Source organism: Bifidobacterium sp. (assembly GCF_051876855.1).
GTDB lineage: Bacteria > Actinomycetota > Actinomycetes > Actinomycetales > Bifidobacteriaceae > Bifidobacterium.
Window position 1 is genome coordinate 15980 of record NZ_JBJEIH010000091.1, and the last position, 13107, is coordinate 29086.

Annotated in this window: 9 protein-coding genes and 1 tRNA gene; 8 read left to right on the forward strand and 2 right to left on the reverse strand. The window is 60.6% G+C overall.

The genetic code is table 11. The annotated features are described in order from the left end of the window. Positions 1 to 165: 165 nt before the first annotated feature. Entirely contained in the window at positions 166 to 1848 is a 1683-nt protein-coding gene (locus ACI38B_RS06145) for a zinc-dependent metalloprotease (protein WP_439729981.1), read from the reverse strand. 289 nt (positions 1849 to 2137) lie between these two features. On the opposite strand from ACI38B_RS06145, the gene ACI38B_RS06150 reads away from it, so the two are divergent. Beyond that, entirely contained in the window at positions 2138 to 2986 is an 849-nt protein-coding gene (locus ACI38B_RS06150) for a YlbL family protein (RefSeq protein WP_439729982.1), read from the forward strand. A gap of 92 nt (positions 2987 to 3078) precedes the next feature. Beyond that, on the forward strand, positions 3079 to 3510 hold the full coding sequence (locus tag ACI38B_RS06155) for a DUF3052 domain-containing protein (protein WP_205827695.1): 432 nt from the start codon (positions 3079 to 3081) through the stop codon (positions 3508 to 3510). A 588-nt stretch (positions 3511 to 4098) separates the two neighbouring features. Here ACI38B_RS06155 and ACI38B_RS06160 read toward each other — a convergent pair. Beyond that, a tRNA-Val gene (locus ACI38B_RS06160) sits at positions 4099 to 4172 on the reverse strand. A gap of 190 nt (positions 4173 to 4362) precedes the next feature. Between ACI38B_RS06160 and ACI38B_RS06165 the strand changes: the two genes are divergently transcribed. The 6 genes from ACI38B_RS06165 (at position 4363) to ACI38B_RS06190 (ending at position 12798) form a co-directional block, all read left to right on the forward strand. After that, entirely contained in the window at positions 4363 to 6168 is a 1806-nt protein-coding gene (locus tag ACI38B_RS06165; protein ID WP_439729983.1) for a DivIVA domain-containing protein, read from the forward strand. A gap of 367 nt (positions 6169 to 6535) precedes the next feature. Then, complete coding sequence (gene dxr, locus ACI38B_RS06170) at positions 6536 to 7720, forward strand: 1-deoxy-D-xylulose-5-phosphate reductoisomerase (protein ID WP_439729989.1); 1185 nt, start codon at positions 6536 to 6538, stop codon at positions 7718 to 7720. Next, a complete protein-coding gene (ispG, locus tag ACI38B_RS06175) occupies positions 7717 to 8967 on the forward strand; it encodes a flavodoxin-dependent (E)-4-hydroxy-3-methylbut-2-enyl-diphosphate synthase (protein ID WP_439729984.1) in 1251 nt (416 codons plus the stop codon). The genes dxr and ispG overlap by 4 nt, the downstream gene beginning before the upstream one ends. Before the next feature lie 332 nt (positions 8968 to 9299). Next, entirely contained in the window at positions 9300 to 11207 is a 1908-nt protein-coding gene (locus ACI38B_RS06180) for an alpha/beta hydrolase family protein (protein ID WP_439729985.1), read from the forward strand. 74 nt (positions 11208 to 11281) lie between these two features. Further along, positions 11282 to 12004, forward strand: a complete 723-nt coding sequence (recO, locus tag ACI38B_RS06185; RefSeq protein WP_439729986.1) for a DNA repair protein RecO — start codon at positions 11282 to 11284, stop codon at positions 12002 to 12004. Between the two features lie 2 nt (positions 12005 to 12006). Next, positions 12007 to 12798 (forward strand): isoprenyl transferase, encoded by a 792-nt coding sequence (locus ACI38B_RS06190; RefSeq protein WP_439729987.1) that lies wholly within the window; start codon positions 12007 to 12009, stop codon positions 12796 to 12798. Positions 12799 to 13107 lie beyond the last annotated feature (309 nt).

Here is a 13107-nt window from a genome sequence, read left to right on the forward strand (position 1 = left end):
TGCGTCTGGATTTTGACGACCGGCGGCTGACCAGCTGCGGCAGGTGGAGGTTGATGACGTCTCAAGGCTAGACGGAGTGATGCTGCTGAACGGTCAAGCGCTGGGCCATGACCGCACGTGGCAACATCATCCCGTCTACCGTTATGATCGTCGGGGTCTTAGGAATTAATCGTCCTCGCCGGTGCCATTCCCATCGTCGGCGCCGCCTTGAGCAGTGCCACTTTCAGGAGTACCGCCTTGAGCAGTGCCGCCCTCGCCGGCACCATTCACATGATTGCCGCCGCCCTGGGCCGGATGCCCCGAAGTCTCGCCATCCGAGCCATTCGGACCGTGCTGATTGTTCTGGCCGGATTTCGCGTCCGACCCCGCTTCGGATTCGTTCTGGCTGCGCGCGTCCTCATCCAGCAGTTTGGACAGTTCTGCATCCCAATCGATTCCTGTACTCTCGGCTCCCGGAGCGCCCGTCTGGCCGGTAGCGTTCGTGCCAGTGCCGGAAGCCGCGGCACCCGACGTAACTTCGTTGCCGGCCTGCTCGCCGGGCAGTTTCGGCAGCAGATCCGGGTGCGACCACTTCGCGTCACGGCGTTCCATCCCGAAATCCGTGTCGATTCGCGTCCACAGATCCGCCGCTTCCCTGATGCGCTTGGGGCGCAGCTGCAATCCCAGCAGCGATTCGAAAGTCCGTTGCGCCGGCCCACCGACCGCACGCTCGCGACGCATCATTTCGCGCAATTGATCCAAATGCGGCAGGTGCGCCATGCCAGCCTTCCACGTGACGCAATCGGTCCAGCCCTCCACTAGCGTGAGCAGCTCCTCGAGGCTTGCCAGCGCCTCACGCTGTTCCGGTGTATCGGGGATGGCCACGTTGGTGAGGTTCACCGCGCCGGAGAAGGAATCCGGGTTCATGATTTCCGCATCGCGCAGCTGCTCCTCCATCGCGTCCAAATCGATGCGCGTCCCGCGTGCGTACTTGCCGATCAGCGCCTCGAATCGGGGCATGAGCCAAGGAACCGATGCGAACAGCCTGGCATGCGCTTCTTCCTGCAAAGCGAGGAAAGCAAGCACTTCGCTTTGGTCGATATCCAGCGAGCGTGCGTATTCAATGGCGTTCTGCGCAATCAAACCGCCCGCCGGATTATTGAGCAGCGGCACGCCTTGGTCGAAACTGCCGCGGACTTCATGCGACAAATCGCCGGCGGCATGGCCCAATTGCATGGCGAATGACGTGTTCGCCAGCAGTTTGACGATTTGTGACGGATTTTTCAGATTCTCTGGGATAGGCAGCGGAATCGGGCCCGCGTAAATACCTGCGATATCGCCGTCGAACGCGTCCCCGAGCCGTTCGGAAACCACCGATGCCAGGGCCTCGTTCATTGCGGATGCGACCGGCCCGGCGAATTTCGCCCATGAATCAAGCGTGCCGTTGACCCAGTCGGCGCGGGTGAGCACTTCGGTTTCGCCTGGGGCTGGGTCGAATGCGCAGGCACTGTCCAGCCACAGGTTCGCCTCGCTGGCGGCGCGCCGTACGCTTGCGGCGTCTTGTGCGTTGACGGATTGCCATGATGATTCGTCGTTGGCGCGGTCCAGCGCGATGGTGGCCGCGAGTTTCACGTTGATTGGGCCGCGCTCGACGGTCTGCTGCATTTCGGTCAACGAATTGAGCCCGCCTTCCGTGAAGGCTTTCATCATCGCACGCACTTCATCAGGCTTCGGCAGCTTCTGTGGATCTTGCTGTGCCAGTTGGTCCCGGACCTCTTGCGGCAGCTGGGAAAGCTGCTGCCAGGCCATCTCTCCCTGGATCGGGCCAAAACAATCGATGAGCCATTGGTGTATCGCGTGTTCGTCCATGACCTGTCATCCTTCGGTTGAGAGTGGGCGCGTAAGTACCCCTAATGATACAGTCAGCCGCCTCATTGTTCGCTGATGGTGAGCGGATTACGGCGAGTCCTATGAAACGTGCCGAAATGGGCGGTGGTTGACAGTGATTTGCAGCGGTCGGCTGGGCATTCGTGGGCGGCGGGTGTCAGCGGGTGTCAGCGGGCGGTGGCAGGAGTCAAAGGGAGCTAGTGGGTGAAGGCAATCCCTGCAATGCTGCCCGCGCATGGCCATGATGGAGGGGACTGGCTAGTATGGCGGTATGAATTTCACACGCGCCATCCAAGCCGTCGCAGCGTTCCTGCGCCGCGCACGCAACGATTTCGACCGACGTAGCCTCGGCTATTACGCAGGCGCGTTCTGCGTGCTGCTGTGCGGGCTTGTCCTGCTCATGCCCAGCCCGTATGTGATTGAAACGCCCGGTCCTACGCGCAACGTGCTCGGCACATCGTCAGGCAAGCAGATCATTGCGATTTCCGGCGTTCGCACACACAAGCAGTCAGGCAAACTGCTCATGGTGACGGTCAACGCTTCCGGCGTGCCGGGGTATCCGGTGCCCAATATCGCGACGCTTGTCATGTATTTCCGTCCCGACACGACCGTGCTGCCGAGCGAAGCGGTGTTCACTCCCGGTCAGACCTCCGAGGAATACGATAAGGAAGCCAATAAGGAGATGTCCTCGTCGCAGAAAGCGGCCACCAAACAGGCGCTCGCGTATGCCAAGAAACTCGGTGTGGACGTATCCGGCGTCAATGTTGATATGCATATCGACGATATCGGCGGTCCGTCCGCCGGCATGATGTATACGCTCGGCGTGATCAGCAAACTGACCGCTCGCGATGAGACTGGCGGCAAGACGATTGCGGGTACGGGGACCATGGAAAGTAACGGCAAAGTCGGTGCTATTGGCGGAATCCGGCTGAAAATGCAGGGTGCCAAGCGTGACGGCGCCACGTGGTTCCTTGCTCCCGCGTCCAACTGCGATGAGGTCGTCGGCCATGTGCCGTCGGGGCTGCGCGATGTGAAGGTGTCCACGCTCGATGAGGCGTACAAGGCACTTGTCGCCATCGGCGAGGGCAAGGGGAACAGCCTGCCGCATTGCACGGTGTGAGCGGCGACGTGCGGTGGCTTGGCAGGTGACTTGGTAGGTAAAGTGTCCAAAAACAGCCGTAAGTAACCAATAAGTTCGCGTGTCTTGCTATATTGTGCAACGTGATTGAAACGGCATTTCAAAACGCTGAAGAATTCGGGTTCCGTTCCGGGGACATCGTGCAGGAATGGCTGTGGGATGACGACGTTGACGATTCGATTCGTGAGAAGATCGAACAGTTGACGGGCGAGGAACTCGTTGACGAGGATTATGATTCCGCGGTTGATGGGGTCATCATCTGGTGGCGTGACGGTGACGACGAGGACGAGCTCGCCGACACGATTGTCGATGCGTACGCGGTGCTGGGGGACGATGGCCCGATGTGGGTGCTGTGCCCGAAGCCGGGTCGTGAGGGCGCTCCGAATGCAAGTACGGTGCAGTCCGCAGCGCAGACCGCGGGTATGAATGCCGCTACTCCGTTGACGGTCAGCAAGGACTGGAACGGCATTCAGCTGCGCGCCTTCGGCAAGGGTTCCTCCCACTGAGCACAAGCGAGCAACTGCGCCAGCGGCGTCTTAGTCGTAGCTGGTTCGTACTCCTCTACAAACTGGTTACGCTGGCGAGATCCTTGGCGTAGCTGGTTTGTGGATTCATGCAATCTGGTTACGCTGCGGTTGTGAGTTGCGTAATTGGTTTGTGGTCATATCCAATCTGGTTACGCTGGCGAGGTCCTGAGCGTAGCTAGTTTGTGGTAGTGGCGGATGAGACGTGGGCGTATGCCCTGCTCTTGGCTGGATTGTCCAGCTGACCGTGCTGGGGCCGCTCGTCCATGCCTCTTTCTCCAGCTTCTACCGACACTGACAGGTCTCTCAACGTCGGTAGAAGCTTCTATCGACGGTCAGAACACTCTCAGCGTCGGCAGAAACAGAAGATGGCCGCGGTTGGTCAGACAGTGGTTGACCACACAGCGGTGACGACACAGCGGTTGGGCGGACGACTGTGACAGACAGCCGGGAATCAAGTGCCCTCAATCAAGAGTGACCAATATTGACATGGTCAAAACATGGTCAAAACGCGACCGCCGGACATCCGCACGCCGCGTAATCCCAATGTTTGCAATGGCTGCGGGAAAGTGGGCGATGAGGGATTCGAACCCCCGACATCCACCGTGTAAAGGTGGCGCTCTAACCAACTGAGCTAATCGCCCGCAAATCTCCACTCTACTGCATGACACGCCGCGGGCGCCGCCTCCCGGCGTGTTCCCATCCGGACGCACCGTTGGGAGCGTGCCGAAACAACGCGCTTTTCGGTATGGTTTATGGGTTTTCCCAGCAAAAGAGTCTAAACAATCACGTACAGTTGAGCCTAGGAATATACGTCTAGGAGGTCGGTAGTCAATGGCTAAGAAACCTGAAACCGAACAGGGTGCGTCAGGTATTGCGCTCGTAGGCAAGCGCAAGTGGGGCTATGACGTGCCCCAGGTCGACGAGTTTCTTGAGCGTGCGCACAAGCTGTATGACAGCGAAGGCATGCAGCTGACGCAGAGGGACATTCAGAACGTATCCTTCGAAATGCGCAAGGGCGGCTACGCGATTGCCCAGGTGGACGCCGCGCTGGCGAGGCTTGAGCGTGCGGTTGTCGACAAGCAGACGACGTGGGAAATCACTCAGCATGGCCGTGTTGCGTGGAAAGCTGAGACGGAAGATCTGTACCGCCAGATTGCCACGCATGCGCAGCGCCCGGAGCGTAAACGTTTCGCTGCGGGAAAGGACAAGCAGCCGTCCTACGACCGCAAGCAGGTGGATCGCCTGGTCGACCAGATCGTTGACAAAGCCGCCGCGGAGCTTGGCGTTGACGGTGCCGACCGTGATCGCTCCAAAAAAGATATCGATTTGAACGCCCAGCGTGTCGCGAACGTGATTTTCACTCAGCGCCGCGGCAAGCACGGGTATGACGAGCGGCAGGTGGATTACTACATCAACGCGTGCGTCCAGCTGCTCAGCCGCATTGAGTCTTACGCCCGTGTCGCAGATTACGTTGGAGGGCCGGAAGAACAGGCCGCCCAGTCGAGCTCTGAAAGCGGAGTCAAGCCGTTGTTCGCACAGCAGGGTGATGCCGCTCTGCCGCAATTCGCCCCCGGTTCAGGCGCCGCAGCATATGCCGCCGCGTCCGCGACCCCGCAGTCGTTTGACGCGCTGCACCAAGCCGAACAGGCTATTTTCACCCCAAGCCAGGCCGATCAGCCGGCTTTCGGCGCGGGGGCATCAGCAGCGCAGGATTCCCCGGTCATGCCTCAGGGCCAGCAGAACACCCCAGCCGGCGGTGCGTTCGCCGATTCCGGCACGGAATATCTGCCGGTATTCGGCGCATCATCCTTCGGCGCTGCCGGTGCGGGGCAGCAAGCGGGCGCGCAGCAGACCAGCGCTTCGTTGTTCGGCACGGCGGGAATCCCCGCGTCTCAAGCCGCTGCATCAGTGAATGCTCAAGGCAGCCCGTCGCTGGCGGCGTTGGCCAGCAGCAACCAGTCGATTTTCTCCCAGAATACGCAGCAGGCGGCTCCTTCCGTGACGCCCGCCGGGCAGGGCAATCCGGCACCGACGCGTACCGATTCGCCGGTTGCGGTTCCGCCGTCATTCCAGCCGACGTCACCGTTCGCAGATCAGTCCGCCCAGCAGACCTCTGGCTCCGGCCAGCCGTCTGATGTATATGCCGCTGCAGCCGGTTCGGCCACGCCTGCGCAGCCTGCGCCGGCTCCCTCGATATTCCCCTCCGGGAACGCCTCCGGTTTCGGCGGTGTTTCCGCCGCTGCCCCGACTTTCCCGGTGCAGGATTTCTCAGCGGGAGCCCAGTCGCAGCCTGCTGCACAGCCGAATATGTTCTCCGGTGCAGCTGCTTCGATGCCAGCCCCGGCAGCGCCCTCATTCGCGCCGGCTTCTGCGCCGGAGCCTACGCCGAGCGCTGCTGCTGCCCCGGCACAGACTCCTGAGGCGCCCGCAGCTGGAACTCCGGCATCGTTTGCCGCACCTCAACCCAATGACCACGCTGCAACCGCGACGCCTGCGCCTTCCGTGAACCTGTTCCCGGATGCTGGTGAAGAAAATTCTCAAGGTACTACACCCGCATCGGGCTTCGGCTTTGATATTCCTGATCTGTCGTTCCCGTCTTTGAGTGACGACGACCAGCCGGGAGGCAAGCAAGAGTAACGAGAATCGCCGGATTCGTTCATCAAACCGCGCGCGCAGGTATCAGGATTCGCCGCAACTGAAGTGAAGGCGATCCACGATGCATTGCGGAGATACCGTGAACCAATCAGGGATGGAGCATTCCGATTGACAATATCAGAAACGACACATCCTTGGATTGGTTTGCGTGCGGTGATGGTCTGACTGCGTTGTTCGAAAGCCCATGCCCACCATCCCGCGCCGCCGTTGGAAATCCTTGATTGATGGCCGTCTGAGTGTATCATGTGAAGCGGTAGGGGAGTCGTGTGCTCCCAGAGGTGAATACCGACCTGCTGGCGCTGAACACGGAGCTTCGAGCCGGTCGTGAGGAGTAGGAAGCACCACTGTGATCAGACAATCCACTGTCATCGTGTTAGGATCCACAGGGTCAATCGGCACGCAGGGGCTTGATGTCATCGCCCGTCATCCGGACCGGTTCACGGTGACCGGTCTTGCCGCAGGCGGCGGCCATATCGACCTGTTGGCCAAGCAAGCGGCGGCGTTCCACGTCCCGCAGGTCGCGATCGCGGACGAATCCAAGGTCGGGGAGCTGCGTGAAGCGCTCGAACGAGCTGGTGCCTCAAATACAGCCATTCACGCCGGGCGTCAGGCGGTTGTCGCGCTTGCTGGGTGCGGAGCCGATACCGTACTCAACGGCATCACCGGATCCATAGGCCTTGAGCCGTCCATCGCCGCATTGCAAGCGGGATCGCAACTGGCGCTGGCCAACAAGGAATCCGTGGTCGCAGGCGGTCATCTGCTCTTCAGCGCCCAGGTGCGCGACCAGCAGATCAACCCGGTTGATTCCGAGCATTCCGCGATCTGGCAGTCGCTGCGTTCGGGACGCCACAGCGAAGTCTCGAAGCTTATCGTTACGGCTTCAGGCGGGCCGTTCCGCGGGATGCACCGCGAGGATATGACCGCGATTACCCCTGAACAGGCGTTGAACCACCCAACGTGGCATATGGGCCCGGTGGTGACAATCAATTCATCAACCCTGATGAACAAAGGCCTGGAAGTCATCGAGGCGAGTCGTCTGTTCGATATTCCGCCGGAACGCATCGAGGTGACGGTACACCCTCAGTCCATCGTGCACTCCATGGTCGAATTCTGCGATGGCGCGACCATTTGCCAGGCATCGCCGCCAGATATGCGCCTACCGATTGCGCTCGGCCTGTCCGCGCCCGAGCGTCTCGGAAACGTGGCTGCTGCGTGCGATTGGACGCAAGCCGCGCAATGGACTTTCGAACCCCTGGACAACGAGGCATTCCCCGCAGTGAACCTTGCCCGGCAGTGCCTCGCCGCCTCCGAGAAACATACCGCAGTGCTGAACGCGGCGAATGAGCAGGCGGTTCATGCGTTCCTTGACGGCCGGCTGCAGTATCTGGGCATTGTGGACACAGTCAAAGCGGTGATCGACCAGATGGATGCGGAGCTTCGCGGCGATCCGCTGTTCGCATCCGTGGAGGAAATGGGGCAAGTTGAGCATGAAGCGCGCCAACGTGCCGATGTTTTGATAAACAAGCAGGTGTGAAGGAAAGCATCAGCATTCAAGACGATGAATTGACCGCAAGCGGCGAGACGGGGTTCCGCAAGACAGGAACCCCTGATATCAGCGAAAGCCCGTTGCATCCGAGGCGCAAGTCCCGCCGCATCATGGTCGGTCCGGTGCCCGTCGGCGGCGGCGCCCCGATTTCCGTGCAGTCGATGACCAACACCCCGACGGTGGACGTGAACGCTACATTGCGCCAGATCGGTGAGCTCGCGCAGGCGGGTTGCGACATCGTCCGCGTCGCCGTGCCCAGTCAGGATGATGCGGACGCGTTGCCCGCCATCGTCGCGAAATCCCCGCTTCCGGTGATTGCCGACATCCATTTCCAAAGCAAGTATGTTTTCCAGGCGATTGATGCCGGGTGCGCCGCGGTACGTGTCAACCCGGGCAATATCCGCAAGTTCGACGAGGTCGGGCCTTCGATCTGCAAGGCGGCCACGGATGCGGGCATTTCGCTGCGTATCGGTGTGAACGCCGGCTCGCTTGACAAGGAGCTGTATGCGAAATACGGCGGGCCGACCCCTGAGGCCCTTGTCGCTTCGGCGTTGAAGGAAGCCCGCATGTTCGAGGATGTTGGCTTCCACGATTTCAAGATTTCCGTCAAACACCATGATCCGGTCACCATGGTCCAGACGTACCGTCTGCTCGCCAGCAAGGGCGATTGGCCGCTGCATCTGGGCGTGACCGAGGCCGGACCGGCGTGGCAGGGCACTATCAAGTCGTGTCTCGCGTTCGGTGCGCTGCTCGCTGAAGGCATCGGTGACACGATTCGCGTGTCCCTGTCCGCGCCTCCGGTCGAGGAGGTCAAGGTCGGCTGCAAGATTCTTGAATATCTGGGCCTTCGTCAACGGCATTTCGACATCATCTCCTGCCCAAGTTGCGGGCGTGCGCAGGTCGATGTGATTGAGCTCGCCAAGCAGGTGACGGAAGGGCTGAAAGATATCAAGGCGCCGATTCGCGTGGCGGTCATGGGCTGCATCGTCAACGGTCCGGGGGAGGCGCGCGAGGCTGATCTGGGCGTGGCCTCCGGTAACGGCAAGGGGCAGATTTTCATCAAAGGCAAGGTCATCGAAACTGTTCCGGAAGACCAGATTGTTCCCACGCTGCTCGAGCATGCCCGCGAGATTGCTGGACGGATGGAGAGCGAAAGCGAGGCCAGCGGCACACCCGTCGCGAAAAGTGGCCCAGTCGTCGTCCCGATCACCGGCGGAACCCACCACAACGCGTAAGTGGGGAGCGGTGGAGCGACCCCGGTCGCATGCCTAATACACCGTCGAGCCTTCACCTTCTGCCGACGCTGAGACAGTGCTGAGTGTCGGTGAAGATTTTGCTGACACTGATGGGTTGGTGGGCGTCGGTGAAGGGTTTGCTGACGGTGAGGGTGGCGTGAGCGTCGGTAATTGGTTCTGCCGACGCTGAGAGTGGCGTGAGTGTTGGCAGAGGGTTGTGGCTCTGTTTCTACCGACGCTGAGGCAGTGCTGAGCGTCGGCAGAAGCTGGGGGAGCGCAGGATTCCCGTTTTGGGTGATTCCGGGTTGGTTCTTGCGACCGGCTGAACGGCCATGGTCCTCGTTAGAATAGTCGATGTGTCGAATCAGGAAGAACACCAGAGCAGTCCCGCAACCGGCCAAGAAGCCACCCAGCGGTCCGATGTGCACGCCGCTGAACCGACTGCCAGCCAGACCGACACACTGACCGCTGATACACAGCAAGCTGGCACGCCGGCCGCCGACACAAGAGCAAACAACACACCGGCTACCGGTACGCTACCCACCGCCACAACCGCCGAGCGCACCAGCCAGCCCAAGCAGGAGCCCATCGCATGGTCCCGCGGGCATCGGCTCGCCGTCAGCGTGCCAATCTTCATCATTCTTCTCGGCATTCTCGTAGGCGTCTCCCATATCACCGCAGTGAGCGCGAACATCCAGCCTATCGGCCAAACCATGTCCATGCTGACCAGCGACACATCGGTCACCTTCAACAACACCACAGGCAAAGCCCTGCCGTCCGTCGGCACCTACAAGGTCACCAAGCGCTACATCACCATCAAAGCGAAGCGGCCGTCCACCGGTGAAATCCAAAACATCCGTGTGCTGATCCGCGAACCGAAAGGCGCCGGGTCGAACCGTCCCGGAGTCGTATTCATGCATGGCGCTGGCTACGGCACGTGCGACAACTCCTTCGGCGATGTCGCCTATGCGCTGTCATCAGCCGGTTTCGTGACCGCCGTCATCGACAAACCCGTCTGGTCGACGACCGATATCACCAGGGACTACCCCGCTTCTGCGAAGATATACGACCAGACCATCAATTATCTGCGATCGCTTGACCAGGTCGATGCCGCCAAAGTCGGGATTTACGCGACATCCGAAAGCACGTGGATCAGCTCGTACCTGCTGCAGCAGGACCCGAAAGTCGCCTTCCAAGTGTTGCTCAGCCCGATGGTGTTCTCCCCGAGGCAATCGCTCGGCTTCCTCGCATCGCAGGATTTCACGCTGGTTGGTGCTCATGGCGGGTACCAGTCGATTGTCCGGCGGGTGTTCGATATGGACGGCAAGGTATTCGGGTTGACGAATTTCGACCTTGATATCGAAAAACCCGCCGCATACGCAATTCCCACTTTCGTCGCGTACGGTTCGAAGGACGTAATGACCGCGCAGGTCGAAGGCGCGCGCGAAATCCTTGATTTGGCGCACAAGTCAGGCAATTGGGATGTGACCATCCGCAGCTACCCGGTGGCGAACCATGTGCTGCGATTGGGCAATGAGGCGGATTCGGGCACCGGATTCGCCGACGATTACGTCAACGATATGGTCTCGTGGGCGGTCGGCACCGCTGCCGGGCTTGACCAGACCAGCGAGCGGGCAGCCGGTTCGATGCTGTACCAGTCGATCGCTGTGCCGAAGGATTTGCACGCTGACCGCGGACTGACCATCTACGGGGCGTGGATCCATATCGCGATGCTTGTCACCTTGCTGCTCACGCTGATTATTGCGCTGGCGGCGTTGGTACGTAAAATCGTGTTCATGATCCGCCGCAAAGGCCCGGCGCTCGGTTTCAAATACGGGTTCGGCGGGGCGCTGCTGAGCCTGACGGTCACCACGCTGGCCACATTCCTCTTGTTCTGCGGCGGCTTGGGCCAAGTGGTGGTGGGCATTGTGCAACTCGCGTGGGGCGGCGCGCCGGCGGAGAATCCGGGCATGATGTTTTGGAGCTGGCCGGTTATCCAAGTGGTGTGTACGTTGGTCGTGTGGGCGTGGTCCCGAGTGTTCACGCGGCTTATCGAAGTCGCGCAGACCCGCGGCCTTGCCCAGTTCCCGCCCCGCAAGGGGGCGATCGGCGATGTCGTCAGTGGCCGTGAGCCGGTGCTCGCCTCGACGCGTTTCGCACGAGTGCTGTTCTGGGTGACGGCGTTCGCCATGTTCCATGTGCTGTTGTTCTTCGCGTTCTGGGGCCTGTTCATCTACTGAGATGTCACGGATTGCTGATTATCACTTGGTCGGGCGGGCGCGCGCCGCTTGTCGTACGCTGAAAGGTCGCCAAGATGCCGTTGTATCGTGACGAGGGCGTGGTGTTGCGCACTATCAAACTCGGCGAGGCGGACCGCATCGTCACCATTCTCACGCGTCAACACGGCAAGATCCGGGCGGTGGCCAAGGGCGTCCGCCGCGTGAAATCAAGATTCGGCGGCAGACTTGAGCCGTTCATGCGCGACGATTTGCTGATTGCTGAAGGCCGTTCGCTTGATGTCGTTTCGCAGGCGGCTTCGATTTCAGCGTATGCAGCTGGCATTGTCGGCGATTTCGAGGCGTATGCTGCGGCGTGCGAGATTGTCGAGACTGCGGACCGCCTGATTTCCACGGAAAATGAGCCTTCGCCCGCCCAGTATCTGCTGCTGGCGGGGGCGTTGAACGCATTGTCCCGACATGCGCACCCGTGTGCGGCGATTGGCGACTCGTATGTACTGCGCGCGTTATCGCATGCAGGCTGGACCCCGCGGCTTGACGCGTGTGTCGTGTGCGGCGAACGTGACGATCTGGATTTCTTCTCCGTCCCCGCGGGCGGCGTGATGTGCGTGAAAGATCATGTTCCCGGCTCGCAGCGGATTACGCTCGACACCCGCGAACAGCTCCAGGCGTTGGTGGAAGGCGATTGGGCGATTCTTGACAAGGTCGAAGAGCGTGCCGACACGCGCAAACTTGTCGAGGAATGGGGCGAATACTATATGGAACGCCCGATTCGTTCGCTGCGCTTGTTAGATTCATAACTATGGCTTTCGAACATGTGGATTACAAGTCGCTGGATATTCCGGCGGCTCCGTTCTCAGACCCGTCAATTATCCCGGATTTCCCGAAGGACAAAGTGCCGCGTCACGTGGGTGTGATTATGGACGGCAACGGTCGTTGGGCCAAGCAGCGCGGATTGATCCGCACCGATGGTCATCAGGCCGCCGAGCCGGTGGTATTTGACACTATCGCTGCCGCGATCGAATGCGGCGTGCGATATCTGAGCTTGTACACCTTCTCCACGGAGAACTGGAAACGCTCGCCGCAGGAAGTACGGTTCCTGATGGGCTTCTCCCGTGACATCATTCATCGCCGCGTCGCCCAGATGGACGAGTGGGGCGTGCGCGTGCGTTGGGCGGGCCGTCGTCCGCGGCTGTGGAAGTCGGTGATTGACGAACTCGAAATGGCCATGGAACGCACGAAGAACAACAAGGTCATCGACGTGGTGTTCTGCATCAACTATGGCGGGCGTGCCGAAATCGCCGATGCGTGCGCGGATATCGCGCGTGAGGTGCGCGACGGCAAAATCAAGGGCGATCGCGTCACCGAGAAGATGATCGCCGAGCACCTGTACAACCCTGATATTCCGGATTGCGATTTGGTGATCCGCACGTCGGGCGAGCAGCGCACCTCGAATTTCCTGGCTTGGCAGGCGGCTTACGCGGAATACGATTTTGTGCCGGAACTGTTCCCGGACTATGGGCGTGAAGCGTTTTGGCGGTCAATCGACCACTACATCCACCGCGATCGCCGGTTCGGCGGGGTCAAGAAGTAAGCTGCGACGTTCTCTCTCACAAACTGGTTACGCTGAGCAGGGTCAAGAAGTAAGCGGTGGCCGTTCTCTCTCACAAACTGGTTACGCTGAGGGGCCGTGTTGCGTAGCTAGTTTGTGGGGTGTGGCTGTGCTGGCGACGGGCTGCGACGATTAATAGCCACTGACGGCGACGTCCAATGACCGACGTCCAACGACCAGCGTCCAATGACCGGCGGCGGCCAGTACCGCCCCGACCGCCGACGACAAGTAACCAACGCCCGTGACCCGCGCGCGCGATAATCTCCCCATGAGGGATGGCGTTCTGCCGTT